The following is a 23,228-nucleotide window of genomic DNA, read 5'->3' on the forward strand; positions in this document are numbered from 1 at the left end:
AAATCTCAAGCCCCTGCTCCGGCATTCGGGAACGCCCGCGAACGGCCGCGCTATGCTCTCGGGCTTTTCCAACCGTTTCACCACTGTCCAGCCATGAAGACCAAGTCCTTTCTCGAACTCGCCGATGTCAAGGCCGTCGCGGCAGCCGCAGAAGCCGAGGCGCTGAAGAACAACTGGGCCGTGACGATCGCGATCTCGGACGACGCCGGCAACCTCCTGTGGCTGCAGCGCCTGGACGGCGCCGCGGCGCTGTCGTCGCACATCGCGCCCGCCAAGGCACACACCGCGGCCATGGGCCGTCGTGACAGCAAGGTCTACGAAGACATCATCAACGGCGGCCGGACCGCGTTCCTGACGGCGCCGCTGGTGGAAGGCCTGCTCGAAGGCGGCGTGCCGATCGTGAAGGACGGCCACGTGATCGGCGCGGTGGGCGTGAGTGGCGTGAAGTCGAACGAAGATGCGCAGATCGCCAAGGCCGGCATCGCTGCGCTCGGCCTCTGATCCGCCGCCCCAGGGCACAAAGCAAAACGCCGACCCGAGGGTCGGCGTTTTCGTTGAAGCGGTGTCAAGGTGGAAAAAAAGCTTGGCTAGTCGGCGAACCGTTGGCTAGCAAAAAACGACCCTTCGGAGAGTGATCTCCTCGAGTCGCCCCACGATGAAACTTGCGCGAGGGGCGGGCTGATCGACTACTTGGTGAGGATCAGCTTGCCGAGTTTGGTGGCCTGGAGCCGGTAGAGCGAGCCGTTGTGCATGATGCCGACGGTCTTGCTGCCGCGCAGCAGGTCGGTGCTCTCGACCAGGGCCGCCGGGCGGGTGGTCTGAGGCGACACGGTGCCGCTACCCGATTGATCGAGCGAAGGGTGGCTCAGAACGGAGAAGGCGTTGGGGGTAGCGGGCATCTGGCTTCCTTTGTCGAGACGATAGCTGAATGATAATGATTCGCAATAAAAGAGTCAATCGCCGCGATCAATTTCTTTTCAGTCTTCATCGCCCTTACTTCGCCGCGTCGGGCTCGGTGATGAATCCGATCTTGCGCACGCCGGCTTCGCGCGCCGCCGACATCGCCTGCGCGACGCGCTCATAGCGAACCGCCTTGTCGCCGCGGATGTGCAGTTCCGGCTGCGGGGCCTTGGCGGCCTCGGCGGCCAGCAGCGTCTTCAGCGCGCTGTCCTCGATCTTGTTCTCGTTCCAGTAGTAGGTGCCGTCGGCCGCCACGGTGAACAGGATGTTCTGCGGCTTGGTCTGTTCCGGCTCGCTGGTCGCCTGCGGCAGGTCGATGTTCACGGCGTGCTTCATTACCGGCACCGTGATGATGAAGATGATGAGCAGCACCAGCATGACGTCGACCAGCGGCGTCATGTTGATCTCGTTCATCACCTCATCGGGCTCGTCTTGGGTTCCGAAGGCCATGACGGTTACCCTTTCTTGAGCGGCACGATGGTCGCGTCGGTCGACTGCACGCGCGCGCCGGTCACGAAGTAGGCGTGCAGGTCGTGCGCGAAGCTGTTGAGCTTGGTCAGCACGAACTTGTTGCCGCGCACCAGGGCGTTGTAGCCCAGCACCGCAGGAATGGCGACCGCCAGGCCCAGGGCCGTCATGATCAGCGCCTCGCCGATCGGGCCGGCGACCTTGTCGATGGTGGCCTGGCCGGCCGAGCCGATGCTCATCAGCGCGTGATAGATCCCCCACACCGTGCCGAAGAGGCCGATGAAAGGCGCGGTCGAACCGACCGACGCCAGGATGGCCAGGCCGGATTGAAGGCGGGCGGTGAACTCGTCGATGCCGTTGCGCAGCGAGCGGGTGATCCAGTCGCTCACGTCGAGCGCGTCATGCAGGTGGGCCTTCGTGTTGCGGTGGTGCGCGGCGGCTTCCCGGCCTTCCAGCGCCAGGGCGCGGAAGGGGTTGCTGTCGTCCTTGCCCAGCTTGTTCAGGGCGGTGGCGAAGTCCTCGCTGTGCCAGAAGTCCTGCGAATGCTTCGCCAGGCGCTTGTATTTGATGACGTCGAGCGCCTTGATGAAGATCACGATCCAGGACGCGAGCGACATGCCGATCAGCAGCACGGCGACGGCCTTGGTGACGAAGTCGCCCTGACTCCATACGTTCATCAGGCCAAATTGAGAATTCATTCGAAGCTGCTCCAGAGAAATTAGTTGAGAACCCAGTTGATCGGGACGTTGAACTCCATGGGTTCAACGACGCCATTGCGTTTGCCCGGCACGTAGCGCCAGCTCATCACGGCTGTGCGAGCCGCTTCGTCGAGCCGCTCGTAGCCGCTCGACTGGCGGATCGACGCGCTCTTGGGCATGCCGTCGACGCCGATCAGCACGCGGACGATCGTCTTGCCCTGTTCGCCCAGCCGCTTGCTCATGGCCGGGTATACCGGCTTAGGGTTGTTCAGGTAGTCCGCGTTGGACGATGGCAACTGCACGGCCGGTGGCGCAGGCGGTGCGGGCGGCGGCGACGGCGGTGCGGGCGGGACCGGGGGGGCAGGCGGCGCCAAGGGCGGTGCCGGCGGTTGTGGCTCGATCACGCCCACGGGCGCGGTCGGCGCGGGCGCCGGCGTGCGAACGGCCACGGGTCGAGGCGGCGGCGGCGTCCGCACTTCCTTGGGCTTGGGGGCCGGCGGAGGGGGGGGCGGCGGCGGTGGCGGCTCCTTGGGCTTGGGCGGTTCGATGAACTCGCTCAGGATTTCCACCGGGATCACCACCTCGGCGGCCTTGCGGATCAGCCCGCTCTGCAGCGCCCAGAGCGCAGCGACGTGGAACAGCACCACGCTGCCGGCGATGACGGCGTTGCGGGACAGACCCAGCGCAGTGGGAGGAGAAGAAAAGCGGTCGGACACGATTTACCCATCGATCAGGGCGTGCTGAAAGCACACCCTACATGCAGCTCAAACCGCTGTCTATTTGCGAAAGATCCACCAGACCGAGCCGGCGACGAAGATCAGGCTGCCAGCGAGTGCCGTGAGGAATTCCATGCGTTGCTCTCCTGGATCGAAGTGGCAAGCTGGATGGCCCGGGTTCCATCGTCGCGGTGGAGTGCCGCGACAGGATGCGAAGCGCTGCACTGCGCGACGACGTCGCGGGCGCAACCTTCACATTGGCCACATTGCGTGGCAACCCCCAATTCGAACTGCACTTCGTCGAAGGTCATGCCGGCGCGCGCATGGCGGGCGATTTCCCGGTCGGACACTCGGCGGCACACGCAGACGATCATGGCAGTGAAGGCGCTTTGGCTGGCTGATTGAAGATGAGCAATTATAAATACGAATTTGTCGCATTTGCAATTGCTATGGCCTTGCCCTTGACGCACGGGCGGTCATGCGGGTCACACCTCGGCCCACATCCGCAGCAGGTTGTGGTAGTGGCCGGTGAGCGCCACGGTCTCTGCGGTGTCGCCCAGGCGTGACCGAAGGGCCTGGATCGACTGGTCGAGTTCGAACAGCATGCCGCGCCGCTGGTCGTCGCGGACCATGCTTTGCAGCCAGAAGAACGAGCAGACGCGCGCGCCGCGGGTGACGGGGTGCACCCGGTGCAGGCTGCTCGACGGGTACAGGATCAGGTCGCCAGCCGGCAACTTGACCTCGTGCGTACCGTAGGTGTCGACCACCTCGAGGTCGCCGCCATCGTAGTCGTCGGGGTCGCAGAGAAAGAGGGTGCAGGACAGGTCGGTACGCACGGTCGCATCCCCGTCGGGCAGGCGCCGGACAGCCCCGTCGACGTGAAGCCCGTAGTGCTCGCCACCCTGGTAGCTGTTGAAGAGCGGCGGAACGAAGCGCAAGGGCAGCGCCGCCGAAAAGAAGAGTGGATGACGCGACAGGGCCGCCAGAACCTGCTTTCCCAGCGCACGGCCGATGGGCGAGTGCTCCGGGAGTTGGCGGTTTTGCTTGACCTGTGCGCCTTGGGGGCCAACGGTCTCTCGTCCGTCGACCCAGTCGGCGGCGTCCAGCGCGGCGCGCAGTGCACGCACTTCGTCCGCATTCAGAACTTGGGGGACATGCAGCATCATCTTGGGGTCTGCTCCAGTGAAAAAGCCCCGGCACGGGGCCGGGGCTCAGTATTGCAGCGCATCCGCCGCCCGACTTGAGGGACCTCAGAAGGCGAAGTTGGCTGTGAGCCGGACAGTGCGCGGCGCGCCCGGGGTGTAGCGGTAGCCGCTCTTGTTGATGGCCGCTACGTAGTCCTTGTCGAGGAGGTTGTAGACGTTGAATTGCAGGTCGAAGTTCTTGTTCACGCGGTAAGTGGCCATGGCGTCGACGATCCAGTAGGCGTCGATCTGCGCCGGCGTCCCGACGGCGCCGTCCGTGCCGCGTTTGATCGAGCCCGTGTAGCGCGCACCGGCGCCCACGGTCAACCCGAAAGGCAGGCGGTAGGTCGTCCAGGAGGTGAAAGCGCGCTGTGGCGTGTAGACCAACGCGGCGCTGCCGTCGGCGGAGACCGGCGGACCGCTGAGCACGGTGGCGTTCATGGTCGTGAAGCCGGCACTGGCGCCCCAGTTCGGCGTGATGGCGCCGGCCAGACCGAGTTCGACACCCTGCACGCGCTTCTTACCTGTCTGGTAATAGACGGCGCTGTTGGTCGGGTCCTGCACCACTTCGTTCTCGACCTCGGTGCGATACAGCGCCGCGGTGAGCCCGAGCTTCTTGTCGAGCAGGTCCCACTTGGTGCCGACTTCTGCCGTCTTGGCTTTCTGCGGCTCGTAGTTCACGTTCGCGGCGCTGTTCGCCGAGGTGCTGAGCGCGAAGTTGGCGCCGCCGGGCGGCTGCGCCGCCGTGCCGTAGGCCGCGTAGATACTGCCGTTCTCGGCGGGCTTGTAGACCAGACCGAGCTTGCCCGTGACGAGGTTGTCGGAGGTGCTGAGCGAACTCGACACCAGCGTGCCGACGGGCAGCGTCGGGTTGCTGGTCGCGGTCGAGCGGGTGCCCGCGAGGTAGTCGGTGCTGTAGTGGTCGACGCGCAGGCCGCCGGTCAGCTGCCACTGTTCATTGAACTTGAGCGTGTCGAACACGTACATGCCGACCGTGTCGGTCGTGCCCTTGCTGTCCGCGCCGTTGCGGATGCGGCGATAGCCGCTGACGTTCGGGTTGGGGTTGTACAGGTTGGCCGCCGGCCAGCTCCCGCTTCCTACCGCGATGCCATTGCCGATCGCGTTGATGCCGTAGTAACCATAGCTGTCCTGCTCCTCGCGGGTGAGCTCCACGCCGGCGTTCATCGAGTGGCCGACGCCGCCGGTATTGAACTTGGCACTGACGTTGGTCTGGTTGGTGAAGATCTTGTTGACCTGGTCCTTGTTCGTCGGCAGGTTGCGTGCCAGCGTCCAGCCGGCCGGGTTGGCGACGCTTGGCGTCACGAGGTTCGCCGCGCTGCCCATGAAGGCCGTCAGCATGTAGTCCTGCGAGGTCTTGGCGTAGCGGGTGGTGTTGCGCAACGTCACGTTCGGGGTCAGGTCGTGCTCGAAACGGGCGGTGAACATGTCCGACTTGACCTTGTCGAAGTCGGAGGTCGTGCCGTAGTAGTTGCTCGAGTCGACGCGCGCGGCGGTGGTCAGGAACGGACGCCGCGTATCCGGGCTGGCGAACCCAGGCAGCCCGATGGTCGGCACGCCACCGTCCGGGGTGTTGTCCTGGTCGACGTGTACGTAGTCGAGATAGACGCGGGTCGGGCTGTTGAGCCCGAAGGCGAGCGACGGCGCGATCGCCGAGCGCTTGTTCTTCACCATGTCCCGCCCGGCCACGTCGGCGTCTTCGACCACCGCGTTGAGCCGGAAGGCTGCGCCGATGCCGTTCTCGCCGCTGAGCGATTTGTTCCAGTCGACGCTGCCGCGCTTGAAGTCGGCGCTGCCGATGCCCAGCGATCCGCTGAAACTGTCCTCCAGGCTGGGCTTCTTGGTGATCAAGTTGATGTAGCCCGTCGGTGACGTGCGACCGACATCGGTGCCGGCGGGGCCCTTGACCACCTCGACCTGCTCGATGTTGAAGGTGTCACGCGACACCGAGCCCAGGTCACGGATGCCGTCCACGAAGATGCTGCTGGAGCTGTCGAAGCCGCGCATGTAGACGGCGTCGCCGGTGCTGGTGTTGCCGTTCTCGCCCAGAAAGAAGGTGCTGGCGCCAGGGGTGTTGCGCAACGCTTCAGTCAGGGTGGTGGCGCCTTGCTCGCGCAGCACCTGTTCCTTGATGACGGAGATTGTCTGCGGCGTGTCGACCAGCGGAGCCGTGAACTTGGTGTTGGCGGACGTGTCGGCCTTGTAGTCGGGCGTCGCCGTGTCCTGCACCCGCACCTCTTTCAACGTGTTCGTGGCCGCGGTCTGGGCGCCGACCGGCATGGCCATGACGATCAAGGTGGCGGCTGCCGCGCTGGCGAAGGGGGGAGTGGTGGAGCGCGCGCCGTGCTTGCGCGCTTTGATGTATGACGCCATGAAGGTCCTCTGAAGTTTGTTCTGGACTCGACTGGCTGCGCCTCCTCTGTCGCCGGCATGGGCGACGCCGCGGGACGTTGGCTGGGTGAGGCAGGGACTGAACGTTCCCGCGACACGGATGATAATGATTCGCATGTAAGAATCCTCCATATTCTTACGTGTTGTTGCCGAGATGCAACAAAGCGGGCTGGTCGCCGCTCGCGTCGAGGTCGAGGTCGAGGTCGAGGCCGTCAGTAGACGTCTCGTTGATACCGCTTTTGCTCAGTGAGACTGTGCAGCTGTGTGTCGCCAAGCAAATCGCGCAGCGCAGCGTCGACGCCTGCGGCCATGCCGCGCAGGCTGCCGCAGACGTAGATCGCAGCGCCGCGCGCCAGCCAGTCCTGCAGCGTTTCGCCGAGCTGCAGCAGCCGATGCTGCACGTAGAACCGTTGCGCTTGATCGCGCGAGAAGACCATGTCGAGTCGCTGCAGCGCGCCGCTCGCTTCCCACGCCTCCAGTTCGCTGCGGCACAGGAAGTCGTGCGCTGCGCGCCGCTCGCCGAACATCAGCCAGTTCTCGTGCTGCCCCGCGGCTGCGCGCGCCCGCAGGTGGCTGCGAAGTCCGGCCAGGCCCGTGCCGTTGCCAATCAGGATCAGCGGGCGCTCGGCGTTGTCGCCCAACTGGAAGTTGCGATGAGGCCGCAGGCGCAGGGCGACCGAATCGCCGAGCGCCAACGTGGACGTCAGCAGGCCCGACGCGGCGCCGAGGGTGCCGTCGGGGTGGCGCTCCTGCCGGACGATGAGCTGCAGTTCGCCATCCGACGGAATGGAGGCGATCGAGTAGTCGCGCGGGCGGGCCGGATCGTTGACCAGCGCGACCTGCATCAGGTCGCCGGATTGCCAATCGAACTCGACGCCGTGCGGCGCCTGGAAGCCGAGCTGGTAGACCGGTCCGCCTTCGCTGCCTGGATTGAGCAGCTCGCGCCGGACCAGCCGCCAAGGAACGAATGCGGTGGCTTCGGCACCGGAGGCCTCGCCACCGCCCCATTGCGCATGCCACTCCGCCAACGTGGCCGGGTCGCCGTTGTCGACCTCGATGCGGGGCGCGAGCGGCACAGCGCCGGCCGATTGCAGCCAGCCATCGAATGCGCGGCCGAAGCCGCAGAAGTGGTCGTACTGGCGATCGCCCAGTGCGAGCAGGGCGTAGCGCAAGGTCGGCAGCGTTTCGGCTGCGCCCATCGACCGTTCGGCGAAGACGCTGGCGCCATCCGGTGCATCGCCTTCGCCGTAGGTGCTGATCACGAAGAGCGCACGCGGCGCGGCACGCAGCGTGTCGATGCTCACGTCGTTGAGCGCAAGGACGCGTACCGGCGTGCCCTGGGCATGCAGCGCGCGGCCGGTTTGCCAGGCGATCGCCTCGGCCCGGCCGGTCTGCGTGGCGAACACGACCAGCACCGGCGATTGCGCGCCGTCGCCGGCCAGCGCCGTTGCGGCGCGCGCTGCTGCAGCGTGGCGACGGCGCTGGCGCCACCAGATCGCCAGGCACATGGCGACGTACGCAAGCACCAGCAGGCCCGCAGCCGCGATGCGATGGAAAGGCTCGGTCATCGATCAGCGGCGCGAAGGGCGTTGTGGCGGCAGGAGGTAGGTCATGACACGTGCGCCGTCCAGGCTGGGGTAGCGATGGCACGATGCCCGGCATCGCCATCGCGGCAGACGAACAGCGCGGCCACCTCGTGGCGCGCGGCGAAAGCGGCGCCGTCGATGGGGCCGAGCACGGTGAGGGCGGTCGCCAGCGCATCGGCATGCATGCAGAGCGGGTGCAGCACGGTGACCGTGGCCAGCGCGTGCGAAGCGGGCTCGCCGCTGCGCGGGTCGATGGTGTGCGACCAGCGTCGGCCGGCGTGTGCGTGCGCATGCCAGCGATCGCCGGACGTGGCGATTGCGAGGTCGGTCAGTGTCACGGGAGACAGGGTGTCGAGCGGCGAGTCCAGTCGCACGCGCCAGGGGTGGCCGTCGGGGCGGCGACCCACGCCTCGCAGTTCACCGCCGACCTCCAACAGGAAGTCGTGCAGGCCTGTCGCCAACAGCGCGTCGGCCACCTGATCCACCGCGAAGCCCTTGGCGATACCGGACAGATCGAGCTGAAGGCCCCCTGGCTGCGTGATGCGCCTGCCGACCGCATCGAAGGCGAGCCGTTGCCAGCCGGTGCATGCGCGCGCGGCTTTCAGTGCCGCGGTCGAGGGCGGGCGATGGACCTGCGCTGCTTCGGCCTGGGCGCCGAAGCCCCACAGCGCGACCAGCGGGCCGACCGTCGGGTCGATGGCGCCACCGCTCGCCTCGGCCCAATGCAGCGCACAGGCCAGGACTTCCGCGAAGGCGGCGGGCAGGGTGTGACGGGTGCCAGCCTCGGCCGCGTTGTAGCGGCTGATGTCCGACTTCGGATCCCCGGTGCTCATCTGCGCGACCACCCGGTCGAGCGCGTCGGTCACGGCAACGCGGACCGCATCGTGCGGCTGCATCGACGGATTGTCGAACCGGAGCGACCACGTGGTGCCCATGGTGCGGCCGGCCAGCGACTGGAGGCGCGAAGGGTCGGCCACCCGCGGCATGGCCGCGTTCGCATAGCCGCCGGCGCGCCAGGTGGCGTAAGAGGGACGCACCGGCGCGCTCACTGTCACTGGGCTCAGGGCATCACTTCCACGGTGGCCGCATAGCTCAGGCGGCGCTCCTTGGCCTGCGGCATGGTCGTCTTGCTGTCCTTGGTGCTGGCGTCGATCCAGTACATGCCGGCGGTCGGCCAGGTCACGCTGAACTGACCCTTGTCGTCGGTCTTGACCTTCACTTCGGCCAATTGATCGCGGTACTGCGTGTTGCCGGCCGTCACGGTCACTTCGAGGTCCTTGGCCGGTTGGCCGTCGATGTGCAGCGCGAATGTGGCCTTCTCGCCCTTGGCGAGGTCGGTGAACGCGCCGCCGGTCGACACCATCTCGAGGCCCAGGCCGATCGGCTTCGGTGCCGAGGGCTTGCCCACCGTCACGAAGGTTTCGATGCGGCCGACCGATTGGGTGACGGTCACGTCTTGCGCGTCGGCCGGAATCTCCTTGGCCAGCGATTCGGGTGTGCCGCGGGCGCGCTTCTGCTGGCCCGTGGCCTTGTCCTTCCAGCTCGCGAAGCCGCCGGCGTTGACGACCGCGATGCGGTACGTGCCTGCGGCGGCCACCTCGACGTCGAACACGCTCCGGTGCTTGAGCTTGGCTTCGGACTCAGGCTTGACCGTGCTGCCGTCGGGCGCGGTGATCAGCAGGTTGTCCAGGCGCATCGCGGCGTGGTTGGCGACGAACAGATCGTTCGAGATGGCGGCGTCGACCGAGATGGTGTCGGGCTTCGACAGCACCGTGGTCGATGGCAGCAGCCAGGCGTTGTGCGCATGGGCGACTCCGAGGCTGGCGGCGATGGCGGTGACTGCTGCGATGGTGCGAATGGCGATGTGCATGGCGGACTTTCCAGTGGATGGGAAGGTGGGACGAACGTTCATGGTCAGGGCTTGAGTTCGAGCTTGATTTCGCCCAGCTCGCTGCTTCCGTTGGCAACCGTCTGGTCGGCCTTGCTGGGCGGCCACTGGAAGGGGATGGACACGACCTCGCGGCCACCGACTTCGCGCGCGGCTTCCACCACGAACTTGTAGGCGCCCGGTGCGAGCTTCGCCGTGTTGGCGTCGGAGAGACTCACCGAATGCTTGCCGGCCGGCTTGGTCGCGCCGGTCACGCCGTCGATCGGCACCTGGAGTTCGCGCCCCGTGCGGCGCCACCACTGGCGCAGGTCCTTCAGCCACTTGGTGCCTTCGCCCTCGGGGTTGTTGGTGCGCGTGCGAACGTCGTACCAGACGGCCACAGTGGCGGCGACGCTGTTGTCCGCACGTTCGATCCAGGCAGCCACATAGGGGCGGTGGTACTCGGACGCATTGAGGCGCGGGACTTCGATGCTCGCGCCGAGACCGGCGGCCAGGGCAGGTGCGCCGAACAGTGCGGCGAGGGCGGGAACGGCCAGGGAATAGCGGACTTGCACGAAAAAAACCTTTCTTGCGGACGAATCAATGGATGAACAGCAGCGCGAGCAGCGCCGGGATGACCAGGCCCATCCCGACCATCGGCCAGGTGAAGGGCCGGTTTCCGGCATGCATCTTGAGAATGAAGAGGCCGGTGATCGAGAACACCAGCGCCGCGGCTGCGAAGACGTCGAGGAACCAGCTCCAGGCCGCGCCGGTATGGCGGCCCTTGTGCAGGTCGTTCAGATAGGAGACCCAGCCGCGATCGGTGCGTTCGTACTCGATCTCGCCGTCCGGCAGGCTCAGGCGCAGCCAGGCGTCGCCGCCGGGTCGGGGCAGCGACAGGTAGATCTCCTCGTCGGACCACTCGGCCTCGGCGGTGCCGGTGTCGAGTTGCCAGGTCGTCCCGATCCAGGCCCGAAACTCGGCAGGCAGTGGCGCCTTGCCCTTGGTCGCCTGACGAACCTCGACGGAGCGCTGTTCCAGCCGTTGACGCAAGGCATCGTCGACAGTGGCGCGCAGGCTGTTGACCCTGGGCTTGGCCTCGATCAACGCCGCATTGTTCAGCGTGAGGCCGGTCACGCTGAAGAGGATCATGCCGACGAGGCAAAGCGCCGAACTCACCCAGTGCCATTCGTGCAGCGTCTTCAGCCAATAGGCGCGGCGGCGGTTCTCGGGAGCGGCGGGGGCGGCAGTGACGTTCATGGAAGGCGCGGATTCTAGCCCTTCAAATGCGAATGAATGTCATTTGATGGGTCGTTTGCAGCGCCTTAAATAGGCTGACGCGCCCGTCGCATCGACCCCGAATGCTCTGAAGTCGATAGCGTGTGAAGTTGCGTAAAGCAAAAAAAAGCGGGACCGAAGTCCCGCTGCTGCATTCGTCGAGCGATGGCTTATTCGAGCTCGCCCATCTGCGACTGCAGGTAGTTCTGCAGGCCAACCTTGCCCACGAGATCGATCTGCGTTTCGAGGAAGTCGATGTGCTCCTCGGTGTCGTCGAGAATCTTTTGAAGCAGGTCGCGCGAGACATAGTCACGCACCGTTTCGCAGTGTGCGATGCCGGCCTTGATCGTGGCCTGCGCGCCGTATTCGGCCTTCAGGTCACAGGCCAGCAGTTCCGGCACGTCTTCGCCGACGTTCAGCTTGGCGAGATCCTGCAGGTTGGGCAGGCCGTCGAGCATGAAGATGCGGTCCATCAGCCAGTCGGCGTGCTTCATCTCGCCGATCGACTCTTCGTATTCCTTCTTCGCGAGCTTGTCCAGGCCCCAGTGCTTCAGCATGCGGTAGTGCAGGAAATACTGGTTGATCGCGGTGAGCTCGTTCTTGAGCTGCGCCTGGAGATGTTCGATGACTTGAGGGTCGCCCTTCATGCTGTTCTTCCTTGTTCTTGAAGCCGCGATTGTCCGTGCTGTCCAACGAGGCAGGCAAGCAATCCCATGCGCAGCCGGTCTGCATGCGGGTGAGGGCGATTGGCGTTCGCGTTCATGGAAGGCGAGCCCTATCGGCTTCATAGGGGGGACTGATGCATTTGATAGCTCATGACTATTGAAAAGCAAACAATGGTAGCTATACTCATGGCTCACCCTTTTCCCATCCGCATTGCCAAGGAAGCACCATGACCCTGATCAACACCCAAGTCCAACCGTTCAAGACCCAGGCCTACCTCAACGGCAAGTTCATCGAGGTGTCCGACGAAACGCTCAAGGGCAAGTGGTCCGTGCTGATCTTCATGCCGGCTGCCTTCACCTTCAACTGCCCGACCGAAGTCGAAGACGCGGCCGACAACTATCCCGAATTCCAGAAGCTGGGTGCCGAGGTCTACATCGTGACCACCGACACGCATTTCTCGCACAAGGTGTGGCACGACACCTCCCCCGCGGTTGGCAAAGCCAAGTTCCCGCTGGTGGGTGACCCGACCCACACCCTGACGAACGCCTTCGGCGTGCACATCCCCGAAGAAGGTCTGGCCCTGCGCGGCACGTTCGTGATCAACCCCGACGGCATCATCAAGACGATGGAAGTGCACTCCAACGAGATTGCGCGTGACGTCAAGGAAACCTTGCGCAAGCTCAAGGCCGCTGTGTACACCGCCGCGCACCCTAACGAAGTCTGCCCGGCCAAGTGGAACGATGGCGACAAGACCATTGCCCCGTCGTTCGACCTCGTCGGCAAGATCTAAGCGCCTTGCGCCGGAAAGCCCGGGCGCTCACGAGGCCCCGGGTCTTTTTATCCCGAATTGATAGTTTTTGAATATCGAAAGTGAGTTCTCCATGCTCGACGCAGCCACCAAAGCCCAACTGAAGAGTTACCTCGAACGCGCCACGCAGCCGATCGAGATCGTCGCTTCGCTCGACGACAGCCAGGCCTCCGGCGAGCTGCTGTCGCTGCTGAAGGACGTCGCCGAATCGTCGCCGCTGGTCAAGCTGACCGAAAGCCGCGACGACAACCACCGCAAGCCCTCGTTCTCGGTCAATCGCCCGAGCGAAAACCACGGCCCGCGCTTTGCCGGCCTGCCGATGGGCCATGAATTCACGTCGCTGATCCTCGCGCTGCTGCAGATCGGCGGCTACCCCCCGAAGGTCGAGCAGGACGTGCTCGATCAGATCCGCGCACTCGACGGCGACTTCGAGTTCGAGATCTACGTCTCGCTCACCTGCCACAACTGCCCGGACGTCGTGCAGGCGCTGAACCTGATGGCGGTGCAGAACCCGCGCATCCGCACGACGATGATCGAGGGCGGCACCTTCCAGGACGAGGTGAAGGAACGGCAGATCATGGCCGTGCCCACCGTGTTCCTCAACGGCACCGAGTTCGGCCAGGGCCGCATGAGCCTGGAAGAGATCCTCGCCAAGATCGACACGAGCGGCGTGGAACGCGAAGCCAAGAAGATTTCCGCCAAGGACCCGTTTGACGTGCTGATCGTCGGTGGCGGCCCGGCCGGCGCTGCGGCTGCCGTGTATGCGGCCCGCAAGGGCATCCGCACCGGCGTCGCCTCGGAGCGCTTCGGCGGCCAGGTGCTCGACACGCTGGGCATCGAGAACTTCATCTCCGTCAAGGAAACCGAAGGGCCGCAGTTCGCGGTGGCGCTCGAGCAGCACGTGCGGGCCTACGACGTCGACATCATGAACCTGCAGCGCGCCGCCGCGCTGGTGCCGGGCCAGGACTATGTCGAGGTCAAGCTGGAGAGCGGCGCGTCGCTGAAGAGCCGCACCGTGATCATCTCGACCGGCGCGCGCTGGCGCAACATCAACGTGCCGGGCGAGCACGAGTACAAGAACAAAGGCGTGGCCTATTGCCCGCATTGCGACGGCCCGCTGTTCAAGGGCAAGCGCGTCGCGGTCGTCGGCGGTGGCAACTCTGGTGTCGAGGCGGCGATCGACCTGGCGGGACTCGTGGGCCACGTGACACTCATTGAGTTCGACACGCAACTGCGTGCCGACGCCGTGCTGCAGCGCAAGCTCCAGAGCCTGCCGAACGTGACCATCCACACCAACGCGCAAACCACCGAGATCACCGGCGACGGGCAGAAGGTGAACGGCCTGGTCTACAAGGACCGCGCGTCCGGCCAGAGCCACACCGTGCCGCTCGAAGGTGTGTTCATCCAGATCGGCTTGGTGCCCAACACCGACTGGCTCAAGGGCACGGTCGAGTTGTCCAAGCATGGCGAGATCGTGGTCGATGCCAAGGGTCAAACCTCGGTGCCCGGCGTGTTCGCTGCGGGCGACGCGACGACCGTGCCGTACAAGCAGATCATCATTGCCGCAGGCGACGGCGCCAAGGCGGCGTTGAGCGCCTTCGACCACCTGATTCGCACGCCGGCACCAGTGGCGGACGCCGTAAAGATCGACGCGGAGGCCGTGGCCGCCTGACGGCGCCGCCCGCTGAATGAGAAAAAGCCACCGCATACGGTGGCTTTTTCATGGTCAGTAGGTCAAGCGCTGCGGCTGCAATTCCTGCAGGATCGTCGTCGCGATTTCCTCGATCGACTTGGTCGTCGTGCTGAGCCAGCGGATCCCCGCGCGGCGCATCATCGCCTCGGCCTCACTCACCTCATGGCGGCAGTTCTCGAGGCTGGCGTAGCGCGAATTGGGGCGGCGCTCGTTGCGGATCTCACTCAGGCGCTCCGGCAGGATGGTCAGGCCGAAGATCTTCTTGCGATGGGGCAGGAGCGCGGGCGGTAGTTGGAGGCGCTCGAAGTCTTCGGGGATCAGCGGGTAGTTCGCCGCCTTCAGGCCATGCTGCATGGCCAGGTACAGCGAGGTCGGCGTCTTGCCGCTGCGGCTGACGCCCACCAGGATCACGTCGGCGCCCTGCAGGTCGCGGTTGCTCTGGCCGTCGTCGTGCTGCAAGCTGAAGTCGATGGCCGCGATGCGGTCGTTGTATTCCTTGCTCTTGCTGACGTCGCTGAAGCGGCCGATGCGGTGGTTCGACTTCATCGCCAACTCGATCTCGAGCGGCCGCACGAAGGTGCCGAACATGTCGAGCAGCATGCCCTTGCAGCCGGTTTCGATGACTTCGAGCACGTCCATGTTGGCCAGCGTGGTGAAGACGATCGGCCGCCGTCCCTCGATCTCGGCCGTGTGATTGATCTGCCGAACAGCCTGATGGGCCTTGTCCACCGTGTCGGTGAAGGGCAGTCGGATGTGACGCGGCTTGATTTCGAACTGCGCCAACACGGCGTTGCCGAAGGTTTCGGCGGTGATCCCGGTGCCATCGGAGACGAAGAAAACGGAGCGTGTGGTCATGGTTTGGCGGTGTTGTCCTTCGGCACGACCGACGGGTGCGCGCCTACAATCCGGCCATTATCGAGATTCCGGCCTTCACGAACCGCATTTCTCGCACCCCGAATTTCCCCATGCCCATGGCGCCTGCACCCACAGCAACGAGAACGATCGTGCCGCGCCATCTGCATGGGCCACAAGTTTTAACTTCTGGAGCTTTCCCATGTCTGCACTCTTCGACGCGACCGCCCTGGTCGTACCGTTTGAAAACCTGAGGATGACCGACGTCGAGTCGGTCGGCGGCAAGAATGCCAGCCTCGGCGAGATGATCTCCCAGTTGCCGCAGGGCGTGCGGGTGCCCACGGGCTTCGCCACGACGGCCCATGCCTTCCGCCAGTTCCTGGCACACGACGGCCTGGCCGACAAGATCAGCAAGCGCCTCGCTGCGCTCGACACCGAAGACGTGCGGGCCCTGGCTGTCGCCGGCGCCGAGATCCGCGCCATGGTTGAGGCGCAACCGTTCCCGGCCGACCTGCAGAAAGCCATCGGCGACGCGTTCGCCACGCTGAGCGCAGGCAACCCGCAGGCCAGCTTCGCGGTTCGGTCCTCGGCCACCGCCGAAGACCTGCCCGACGCCTCCTTCGCCGGGCAGCAAGAGACCTTCCTGAACGTGGTCGGCATCGACGACGTGTTGCACAAGATGAAGGAGGTCTTCGCCTCCCTCTACAACGACCGCGCCATCAGCTACCGCGTCCACAAGGGCTTCGCGCACGATGTGGTCGCGCTGTCGGCCGGCGTGCAGCGCATGGTGCGCTCCGACCTGGGCGCAGCCGGCGTGATGTTCACCATCGACACCGAGTCCGGCTTCGAAGACGTGGTGTTCATCACCTCGAGCTACGGTCTGGGCGAGACGGTGGTGCAGGGCGCCGTCAACCCCGATGAGTTCTACGTGCACAAGCCGATGCTCAAGGCCGGCAAGCGGGCGCTGATCCGCCGCAACCTGGGCTCCAAGCTGATCCAGATGGAGTTCGCCACGCCCGAGGAAAAGGCAGCGACCGGCAAGCTGGTGAAGACCACCGACGTCAAGACCGAACTGCGCAACCGTTATTCGCTGAGCGACGCCGACGTCGAGCAACTCGCCAAGTACGCGTTGGTCATCGAAGAACACTACGGCCGCCCGATGGACATTGAATGGGGCAAGGACGGCACCGATGGCCATCTCTACATCCTGCAGGCGCGCCCCGAGACAGTGAAGAGCCAGCAGCAGGGCAAGGCCGAGCAGCGCTACAAGCTGCTGGGCAAGGGCGCGGTGCTGGCCGAAGGCCGCGCCATCGGCCAGAAGATCGGAACGGGCCCGGTTCGCCTGGTGCACCACATCAGCGAGATGGACAAGGTCCAGGCCGGCGACGTGCTGGTCACCGACATGACGGACCCGAACTGGGAACCGGTGATGAAGCGCGCTGCTGCCATCGTGACCAACCGCGGCGGCCGCACCTGCCACGCGGCGATCATCGCGCGGGAACTGGGCATTCCGGCCGTGGTCGGTTGCGGCGACGCTACCGACCTGCTGAAGGAAGGCACCCTGGTGACCGTGAGCTGCGCCGAGGGCGACACGGGCTTCATCTACGACGGCCTGCTCGAGACTGAGGTCACCGAAGTCAGGCGCGGCGCCATGCCCGAGATTGACCTGAAGATCATGATGAACGTCGGCAACCCCCAGCTGGCTTTCGACTTCGCGCAACTGCCGAACCATGGCGTCGGCCTCGCGCGGCTCGAGTTCATCATCAACAACAACATCGGCGTCCATCCGAAGGCGATCCTGGACTACCCGAACGTCGATCCCGACCTGAAGAAGGCGGTCGAGTCGGTGGCCCGAGGCCACGCGTCGCCGCGCGCCTTCTACGTCGACAAGGTCGCCGAAGGCATCGCGACCATCGGTGCTGCCTTCTGGCCCAAGCCGGTGATCGTGCGCCTGTCGGACTTCAAGTCGAACGAGTACCGCAAGCTCATCGGCGGCAGCCGCTACGAGCCGGAAGAAGAGAACCCGATGCTGGGCTTCCGCGGTGCGGCACGCTATGTGAGCGAGGAGTTCCGTGAGGCCTTTCTCATGGAGTGCGAGGCGATGAAACGCGTGCGCAACGACATGGGCCTGACCAATGTGCAGATCATGGTGCCGTTCGTGCGCACCTTGAAGCAAGCCGAGCGCGTGACCGGCCTGCTGGCCGAGCAGGGGCTCAAGCGTGGTGAGAACGAGCTCAAGATCATCATGATGTGCGAGGTGCCGAGCAACGCCATCCTGGCCGACGAGTTTCTCGAGTTCTTCGATGGCTTCTCGATCGGCTCGAACGACCTGACCCAGCTCACCCTGGGCCTGGACCGCGACTCGGGCCTGGAGCTGCTGGCAGCCGACTTCGACGAGCGCGACCCGGCCGTGAAGGCCATGCTCAGCCGTGCCATCAAGGCTTGCAAGGCGCAGGGCAAGTACGTCGGTATCTGCGGCCAGGGCCCGAGTGACCACCCGGACTTCGCACTCTGGTTGGCCAACGAAGGCATCGAGTCGATCTCGCTGAACCCCGACAGCGTGATCGACACCTGGCAGCAACTGGCCAGCCGCTGAAGCGAGAGAGACGTTGCGCGGGGTGTCGAAGCCATGCAACGCGTAGAGCGGCTGGCGTGCGGTGTAAACCCTGCGTCAGCCGACCCATTTGCAACAAATTGCGTTTTTGCTGGCAAACTGGCCGCTCGAGACACTTCTGTCGAGGGCGCCATGATTCTTGTCAAGACAGAGACCGGCCAACAGGTCTTCAAGGACCGTTCGATCCGGCTGACACCGCGGCAACGTTCCGCCTTCATCCTTTTCGATGGCCGTCGTTCGGTGGATGACATCTTTACCGCTTGCACGGGCATCACAGGCGAGGACATCGATCAGTTGATCCAATGGGGGCTGCTCGATCAGGTCGCAGGCGGCGTCGTCCCGCCGGACCCGACGAGTCGGACGCCCATGCTCCCCGCAGCGGGGCCGAGCGGCGGCTCGGTTGGCAATGTCCCCGTCGCGAACGCCGAAGCTGCCGGTGCTTCCGTCGGCGTGTCGTCCCAGCAACGGTACAAGGACGCCTACCCCGTCGCCACCCAGTTGACCGGCAGCCTCGGGTTGCGGGGCTTTCGGCTCAATCTTGCGGTGGAAGGAACCAGTTCGTACGAAGAACTTCTGGCGCTCGCTCCGAAAATCCGGGCAGCGGTCGGCCCCGAGAAAGCAGCGGTGCTCGATCGCGCGTTGGGCCTCTGAGCCGAGTTACTGGCGAATGTGGATGCTCGGCTGACGCGATGCTATAATCGCCGGCTTTGCCTTGCCACACTGCGCCGACGCTGCGGGTGGCTTTATTCCTTCTACGGAAGATCCACAAGGAGTGCCATGCGTCATTACGAAATCATTTTGCTGATCCATCCGGATCAGAGCGAGCAGGTTCCGGCCATGCTGGAACGCTACAAGGGCCTGATCACGGCCGGCGGCGGCAAGATCCACCGCGTCGAAGACTGGGGCCGTCGTCAGCTGGCCTACCAGATCAACAAGCTCAACAAGGCGCACTACCTGTGCGTGAACATCGAGGCCGAGCAGGCCGTGATGGCCGAGCTGGAACACGCCTTCAAGTTCAACGACGCCGTGCTGCGCCACCTGACCGTCGTCAAGAAGAAGGCCGACACCGGCCCTTCGTCGATGATGAAGACGGTCGAGCGCGAAGAAGCCCGCAAGGCTCAGCAGGCCGAATACGCCGCCAACAACAACTGATGGTGTGAGCCCGGTTGCCACGGCCAATCAGCTGTTGCTGACGGCCTGCGTGGCCGAACTCGGCGCTTTGCGCTTCACGCCCGCCGGTCTGCCCGCTCTGGATCTGCGACTCGAACACGAGTCGACGATCGACGAAGCCGGCAAGCCCCGACAGGTGAAGGCGGCCCTCAAGGCCGTCGCGTTCGGCGCCATCGCCGAACGGCTCGCGAAGCAGGCGTTGGGAAGTCTCTGGTTGTTCCGAGGTTTCCTGGCGACGTCGGGGACGGCGAAGCATCCGGTGCTGCACATCCAGGATTTTCAGCAAGATTAATTTTCGAAGAGAGGTCCCGAAATGGCCACGTTCAAGAAATTCAACAAAGACAAGCGCCCGAAGCGCAACACCCAGTCGCTGCTGTTCAAGCGCAAGCGCTTCTGCCGCTTCACCGTCGCTGGCGTCGAAGAGATCGACTACAAGGACATCGACACGCTGCGTGACTTCATCAGCGAAAACGGCAAGATCATCCCCGCACGCCTGACCGGCACGCGCGCGATCTACCAGCGTCAACTCAACACTGCCATCAAGCGCGCACGCTTCCTGGCCATGGTCCCGTACAGCGACCAGCACCGCGTCTAAGGAGCAGACACCATGCAAGTCATTCTTCTGGACAAGGTCGTCAACCTCGGCACCCTCGGCGAAATCGTCAAGGTCAAGGACGGGTACGCACGCAACTTCCTGATTCCGTCGGGCCGCGCCCGCCGCGCCACCGAAGCCAACAAGGCCGAGTTCGAAGCCAAGCGCGTCGAACTCGAAAAGGCTGCGGCCGCCAAGCTGGCCGAATCGCAAGCCCAAGGCGAGAAGCTCGCCGGCACGGCGGTCAAGATCACGCAGAAGGCCGGCGTCGACGGCCGCCTGTTCGGTTCGGTCACCAACAGCGACATCGCTGAAGAGCTGAACAAGCAAGGCTACAAGGTCGTGAAGTCGCAAGTGCGCATGCCCAACGGCCAGATCAAGGTCGTCGGCGACAGCACCGTGAGCGTCGCGCTGCACACCGACGTGGTGGTCGAGATCACCGTGACGGTCTACGGCGAAAGCGCCTAAGCCCGCACGCGCGCCTCGGCGCATCGCGAGAGCCGCCTTCGGGCGGCTTTTTCTTTGGTGCGACTTCTTGGGGACGGTTGTCCCGTTCGCTGCACCGGAAGATCACCGCTTATCCACAGCCTTATCCCATGACGGCGGACTGCCCGCGCCGTAGCATGGGTGTTGCTCCAGGAAACCCATGTCCGCTGTCTTCTCCTACGCCGAAAACGATCCTTCGCCCGACCGCCAGATCGCGCAACTCCGTGTGCCCCCCCATTCGATCGAGGCGGAATCGAGCGTGCTCGGCGGCCTTCTGCTCGACAACGGTGCCTGGGACCGCATGGGCGACCTGCTGGTCGATGCCGACTTCTACCGGCACGAGCACAAGCTCATCTACGCGGCCATCGGCACGCTGATCAATGCCTCGAAGCCTGCGGACGTAATCACCGTCTACGAACAGCTGCAGAACCTGGGCAAGGCCGATGAGATGGGTGGCCTGGTCTACCTGAACTCGCTGGCCCAGTACGTGCCCAGCGCGAGCAACATCCGCCGCTATGCCGAGATCGTGCGCGAGCGCTCGATCCTGCGAAAGCTGGTGAGCGCGGCCGACGAGATCGCCACCAACGCCTTCAACCCGCAGGGCAAGGCGGTCGACAAGATCCTCGACGAGGCCGAGCAGAAGATCTTCAACATCGGCGAGGAAGGCTCGCGGATGAAGCAGGGCTTTCAAAGCATGGACTCGCTGGTGGTCGAACTGCTCGATCGCGTGACCGAGATGGCGGACAACCCGAACGACATCACCGGCATCCGCACCGGCTTCTACGAGTTCGACAAGATGACCTCGGGCCTGCAGGCCGGCGACATGATCGTGCTGGCGGCGCGCCCGTCGATGGGCAAGACTTCGCTGGCGATCAACATCGCCGAGCACGTCGCACTGAACGAGGGCCTGCCCGTCGCTGTGTTCTCGATGGAAATGGGCGCGTCGCAGCTCGCGGTGCGTATCGTGGGTTCCATCGGCCGCATCGACCAGGGCCATCTGCGCACCGGCAAGCTCACCGACGAAGAGTGGCCGCGCCTCACCGAAGCCATCGAGAAGCTGCGGACGATCTCGCTGCACATCGACGAAACGCCCGGCCTCACCACCAGCGAACTGCGCGCCAATGCGCGCCGCCTGGCACGTCAGTACGGCAAGCTGGGCCTCATCGTGGTCGACTACCTGCAGCTCATGAGCGTGTCGAGCAGCATGAACGATGAGAATCGCGCGACGGCGGTCGGCGAAATCTCGCGGGGCCTCAAGATGCTGGCGAAGGAACTGAAGTGCCCGGTGATCGCGCTGTCGCAGTTGAGCCGCGGCGTCGAGAGCCGCACCGACAAGCGACCGATGATGAGCGACCTTCGCGAGTCGGGCGCCATCGAGCAGGACGCGGACATCATCATGTTCATCTACCGCGACGACTACTACGACAAGAACAGCAAGGAGCCGGGCGTGGCGGAGGTGATCATCAGCAAGCACCGCAACGGCCCGACCGGCACAGTCAAGCTGGCGTTCCTCAAGCCGCTGACGAAATTCGAGAATCTGGCGAGCTTCGGCGGCGACGACTACTGACGCTCGGCAGCCTGCGCCTTCAACTGGCGCAGCATGTCGGCCAGCGTCTTGCCGGGCTCGTCGCGGAAGCGTTCGTCCAGCGTGTCGACGGTGACCATGCGGTCGACGCGAAAGCCGCGAAAGTCGTTGCGCAGTTCGCACCAGGTCGACAGCGTCCAGACCTTGCCCCAGTAAAAGCAGCCCAGCGGCCGCACGGTGCGATCGCTCGTGTCACCCGACACGTCGCGGTAGCTCAGGCGCAGTTTCTGACGCGCCTGAACGGCCTCGCGCAGGGTCTGCAACTGTGCGCGAATGGCGTCGTCCATGCCCATTGCTGGCGCATAGAGCGCCAGGGCTTCGGCTGACACGCGCGCTGCCCGCGGCAGCACCGAGAGGATCTTGCCCAGCCCCGTTTCGATGTCGCGCGCCAGCGCCGGATCGACCCAGCTCTGCGCCACGCGTGCAGCGGCCACGAGCGCAGAAGCCTCGTTCTGCGTGAACATCAGCGGCGGCAACTCGAAGCCCGCGCCCAGCCGGTAGCCCACGCCAGCCTCGCCCTCGATGGGCACGCCCTGTTGCTGCAGGTCGGCCACGTCGCGGTACACCGTGCGCTCCGACACTTCGAGCCGCTGCGCCAGGAAGGCGGCTGTGGTGAGCCTGCGCCCGCGAATGAGCTGCACAAGCTGGAAGAGGCGATCGGCGCGGCGCATCAGCGTGTTCCCGAGAGTTTCTTCGCGAAGTCTTCGACGAAGTGGCGCTTGCCGCGCTGCACGACCGTGTGGCCTTCGGCCTCGAGCCTGGCCATTTGTACTTCGATGCCGCCGGGGTACTTGGCGTTGAGTTCACCGCCAATCTTGAGTGTGCGCCAGTAGGGCGTCCTGTCTTGTGCCGTCTGCGCTTCCTCGGTGGCATGCGCGACCATGTGCGCGAAGATGGCCGTGGTCACGGTGCAGCCGATGGTGGCGCGATGGCGCACCGCGACGTCTTCGCCGATGCCCATCACGGTGGCCAGGCGGCCCTCGGGAATGCTGCGCATCGCGCCCTCGACCTCGCGGGGCGAAGGTGTCGCGATGGTCCCTTCGCCGTGTCGCGCGCGCATGGCGGGAGGGATCTCCTTGACGGTCGGCAGGTGAGGGTAGCTGGCGAGCCTGTCGCGCCAGCTCTTCTTGGTGATCATGAAACTCCAGAAACTCCGATATGGATCGCCACTTTGCCCGGTCCCTCGTAGGCTTCGAAATCGCTGCGGTAGCGGCGCACGATGTCCGAGTGCTTCTCGAAATACTGCCAGATGCGCTGCCAGGTGGCGATCACCATGTGCGGCATTTCGCCCTGGCCGGTGAAGACGAGGTAGTCGCCGGCCTCGACACTCACACCACCTGTGACGCCTGAGGCAGCCACGCCGACCGTCAGGTCAAAGGCGCCGTGGACGTCGGATTCGTAGGCGGCGTAGACGCCAAAAATGCGGCTGTCGTCCGTGCGGCCGGGCGTCAATTCGTCGGTCTGCTCGCCGAAGAAACGGTCCCACAGTGGGCCGATGCGGGCCGTCGCGGGGTCGTTTTCTTCGCGGTTGGTGGTGCGGACCGTGAGGCCTGCGACCTGGAAGGCGTCGTGGTGTTGGCGAACGGGTTCCATCGG

At 65.0% G+C, this 23,228-nt stretch carries 27 protein-coding genes; 10 read left to right on the forward strand and 17 right to left on the reverse strand.

Annotation, left to right across the window (positions count from 1 at the left end; translation table 11 throughout):
- Nucleotides 1-93 precede the first annotated feature (93 nt).
- Nucleotides 94-501 carry a GlcG/HbpS family heme-binding protein gene (locus tag ACSFA0_RS17345; RefSeq protein WP_435451508.1) on the forward strand — a complete coding sequence of 136 codons (408 nt, stop codon included), beginning with the start codon at nucleotides 94-96 and terminating at the stop codon, nucleotides 499-501.
- Between the two features lie 185 nt (nucleotides 502-686).
- Here ACSFA0_RS17345 and hemP read toward each other — a convergent pair whose 3' ends face one another.
- From hemP to bfr, 13 genes are all read right to left on the reverse strand, one after another.
- Nucleotides 687-899, reverse strand: coding sequence for a hemin uptake protein HemP (gene hemP, locus ACSFA0_RS17350; RefSeq protein ID WP_435451509.1), 213 nt, complete (start codon nucleotides 897-899; stop codon nucleotides 687-689).
- Nucleotides 900-993: 94 nt separating this feature from the next.
- Nucleotides 994-1,410 (reverse strand): ExbD/TolR family protein, encoded by a 417-nt coding sequence (locus ACSFA0_RS17355; RefSeq protein WP_435451510.1) that lies wholly within the window; start codon nucleotides 1,408-1,410, stop codon nucleotides 994-996.
- 5 nt (nucleotides 1,411-1,415) lie between these two features.
- A complete protein-coding gene (locus tag ACSFA0_RS17360; RefSeq protein ID WP_435451511.1) occupies nucleotides 1,416-2,126 on the reverse strand; it encodes a MotA/TolQ/ExbB proton channel family protein in 711 nt (236 codons plus the stop codon).
- Between the two features lie 20 nt (nucleotides 2,127-2,146).
- Nucleotides 2,147-2,845: an energy transducer TonB gene (locus ACSFA0_RS17365; RefSeq protein ID WP_435451918.1), complete on the reverse strand. Its 699-nt coding sequence runs from the start codon at nucleotides 2,843-2,845 to the stop codon at nucleotides 2,147-2,149.
- A gap of 98 nt (nucleotides 2,846-2,943) precedes the next feature.
- On the reverse strand, nucleotides 2,944-3,216 hold the full coding sequence (locus ACSFA0_RS17370) for a (2Fe-2S)-binding protein (protein WP_435451512.1): 273 nt from the start codon (nucleotides 3,214-3,216) through the stop codon (nucleotides 2,944-2,946).
- Nucleotides 3,217-3,327: 111 nt separating this feature from the next.
- Nucleotides 3,328-4,008 (reverse strand): Fe2+-dependent dioxygenase, encoded by a 681-nt coding sequence (locus ACSFA0_RS17375; protein WP_435451513.1) that lies wholly within the window; start codon nucleotides 4,006-4,008, stop codon nucleotides 3,328-3,330.
- Nucleotides 4,009-4,092: 84 nt separating this feature from the next.
- On the reverse strand, nucleotides 4,093-6,417 hold the full coding sequence (locus tag ACSFA0_RS17380) for a catecholate siderophore receptor Fiu (RefSeq protein ID WP_435451514.1): 2,325 nt from the start codon (nucleotides 6,415-6,417) through the stop codon (nucleotides 4,093-4,095).
- Nucleotides 6,418-6,647: 230 nt separating this feature from the next.
- Nucleotides 6,648-8,003: a sulfite reductase subunit alpha gene (locus ACSFA0_RS17385; RefSeq protein ID WP_435451515.1), complete on the reverse strand. Its 1,356-nt coding sequence runs from the start codon at nucleotides 8,001-8,003 to the stop codon at nucleotides 6,648-6,650.
- Between the two features lie 41 nt (nucleotides 8,004-8,044).
- Entirely contained in the window at nucleotides 8,045-9,058 is a 1,014-nt protein-coding gene (locus ACSFA0_RS17390) for an FAD:protein FMN transferase (protein ID WP_435451516.1), read from the reverse strand.
- A 23-nt stretch (nucleotides 9,059-9,081) separates the two neighbouring features.
- Nucleotides 9,082-9,891: a DUF4198 domain-containing protein gene (locus ACSFA0_RS17395; protein WP_435451517.1), complete on the reverse strand. Its 810-nt coding sequence runs from the start codon at nucleotides 9,889-9,891 to the stop codon at nucleotides 9,082-9,084.
- A gap of 44 nt (nucleotides 9,892-9,935) precedes the next feature.
- Nucleotides 9,936-10,463: a DUF2271 domain-containing protein gene (locus ACSFA0_RS17400; RefSeq protein WP_435451518.1), complete on the reverse strand. Its 528-nt coding sequence runs from the start codon at nucleotides 10,461-10,463 to the stop codon at nucleotides 9,936-9,938.
- A gap of 25 nt (nucleotides 10,464-10,488) precedes the next feature.
- Nucleotides 10,489-11,148: a PepSY-associated TM helix domain-containing protein gene (locus ACSFA0_RS17405; protein ID WP_435451519.1), complete on the reverse strand. Its 660-nt coding sequence runs from the start codon at nucleotides 11,146-11,148 to the stop codon at nucleotides 10,489-10,491.
- Between the two features lie 188 nt (nucleotides 11,149-11,336).
- Complete coding sequence (gene bfr, locus ACSFA0_RS17410) at nucleotides 11,337-11,813, reverse strand: bacterioferritin (protein WP_435451520.1); 477 nt, start codon at nucleotides 11,811-11,813, stop codon at nucleotides 11,337-11,339.
- A 245-nt stretch (nucleotides 11,814-12,058) separates the two neighbouring features.
- Here bfr and ahpC point away from each other — a divergent pair, with 245 nt between their 5' ends.
- Both ahpC and ahpF read left to right on the forward strand, forming a co-directional pair.
- Nucleotides 12,059-12,622: an alkyl hydroperoxide reductase subunit C gene (ahpC, locus tag ACSFA0_RS17415; protein WP_262077408.1), complete on the forward strand. Its 564-nt coding sequence runs from the start codon at nucleotides 12,059-12,061 to the stop codon at nucleotides 12,620-12,622.
- A 91-nt stretch (nucleotides 12,623-12,713) separates the two neighbouring features.
- Nucleotides 12,714-14,312 (forward strand): alkyl hydroperoxide reductase subunit F, encoded by a 1,599-nt coding sequence (ahpF, locus tag ACSFA0_RS17420; RefSeq protein WP_435451521.1) that lies wholly within the window; start codon nucleotides 12,714-12,716, stop codon nucleotides 14,310-14,312.
- 54 nt (nucleotides 14,313-14,366) lie between these two features.
- Here ahpF and ppsR read toward each other — a convergent pair whose 3' ends face one another.
- A complete protein-coding gene (gene ppsR, locus ACSFA0_RS17425) occupies nucleotides 14,367-15,188 on the reverse strand; it encodes a posphoenolpyruvate synthetase regulatory kinase/phosphorylase PpsR (protein WP_286644792.1) in 822 nt (273 codons plus the stop codon).
- A gap of 199 nt (nucleotides 15,189-15,387) precedes the next feature.
- On the opposite strand from ppsR, the gene ppsA reads away from it, so the two are divergent.
- The 7 genes from ppsA to dnaB all read left to right on the forward strand — a co-directional run bounded on the left by ppsA (nucleotide 15,388) and on the right by dnaB (nucleotide 21,614).
- Entirely contained in the window at nucleotides 15,388-17,781 is a 2,394-nt protein-coding gene (ppsA, locus tag ACSFA0_RS17430) for a phosphoenolpyruvate synthase (protein ID WP_435451522.1), read from the forward strand.
- A gap of 150 nt (nucleotides 17,782-17,931) precedes the next feature.
- Nucleotides 17,932-18,450, forward strand: a complete 519-nt coding sequence (locus ACSFA0_RS17435) for a hypothetical protein (RefSeq protein WP_435451523.1) — start codon at nucleotides 17,932-17,934, stop codon at nucleotides 18,448-18,450.
- A gap of 126 nt (nucleotides 18,451-18,576) precedes the next feature.
- A complete protein-coding gene (gene rpsF / locus ACSFA0_RS17440; RefSeq protein WP_158720371.1) occupies nucleotides 18,577-18,951 on the forward strand; it encodes a 30S ribosomal protein S6 in 375 nt (124 codons plus the stop codon).
- A gap of 4 nt (nucleotides 18,952-18,955) precedes the next feature.
- Nucleotides 18,956-19,261: a primosomal replication protein N gene (gene priB / locus ACSFA0_RS17445; protein ID WP_435451524.1), complete on the forward strand. Its 306-nt coding sequence runs from the start codon at nucleotides 18,956-18,958 to the stop codon at nucleotides 19,259-19,261.
- A gap of 21 nt (nucleotides 19,262-19,282) precedes the next feature.
- Nucleotides 19,283-19,564, forward strand: a complete 282-nt coding sequence (gene rpsR, locus ACSFA0_RS17450; protein WP_007830781.1) for a 30S ribosomal protein S18 — start codon at nucleotides 19,283-19,285, stop codon at nucleotides 19,562-19,564.
- 12 nt (nucleotides 19,565-19,576) lie between these two features.
- Nucleotides 19,577-20,029: a 50S ribosomal protein L9 gene (gene rplI, locus ACSFA0_RS17455; protein ID WP_435451525.1), complete on the forward strand. Its 453-nt coding sequence runs from the start codon at nucleotides 19,577-19,579 to the stop codon at nucleotides 20,027-20,029.
- A gap of 178 nt (nucleotides 20,030-20,207) precedes the next feature.
- On the forward strand, nucleotides 20,208-21,614 hold the full coding sequence (gene dnaB / locus ACSFA0_RS17460; RefSeq protein WP_435451526.1) for a replicative DNA helicase: 1,407 nt from the start codon (nucleotides 20,208-20,210) through the stop codon (nucleotides 21,612-21,614).
- Here dnaB and ACSFA0_RS17465 read toward each other — a convergent pair.
- From ACSFA0_RS17465 to ACSFA0_RS17475, 3 genes are read right to left on the reverse strand one after another with little or no spacing between them, the layout of a single operon-like run.
- A complete protein-coding gene (locus ACSFA0_RS17465) occupies nucleotides 21,608-22,303 on the reverse strand; it encodes a helix-turn-helix transcriptional regulator (RefSeq protein WP_435451527.1) in 696 nt (231 codons plus the stop codon). The two genes, dnaB and ACSFA0_RS17465, sit on opposite strands and share 7 nt — an antisense overlap.
- On the reverse strand, nucleotides 22,303-22,770 hold the full coding sequence (locus ACSFA0_RS17470; RefSeq protein ID WP_435451528.1) for an MGMT family protein: 468 nt from the start codon (nucleotides 22,768-22,770) through the stop codon (nucleotides 22,303-22,305). Before ACSFA0_RS17470 ends, ACSFA0_RS17465 begins: the two co-directional genes overlap by 1 nt.
- Nucleotides 22,767-23,225: a GyrI-like domain-containing protein gene (locus tag ACSFA0_RS17475; RefSeq protein WP_435451529.1), complete on the reverse strand. Its 459-nt coding sequence runs from the start codon at nucleotides 23,223-23,225 to the stop codon at nucleotides 22,767-22,769. The genes ACSFA0_RS17470 and ACSFA0_RS17475 overlap by 4 nt, the downstream gene beginning before the upstream one ends.
- Between the last annotated feature and the right edge of the window lie 3 nt (nucleotides 23,226-23,228).

The organism is Variovorax restrictus (assembly GCF_051216715.1).
In the GTDB taxonomy this organism is placed as follows: domain Bacteria; phylum Pseudomonadota; class Gammaproteobacteria; order Burkholderiales; family Burkholderiaceae_C; genus Variovorax.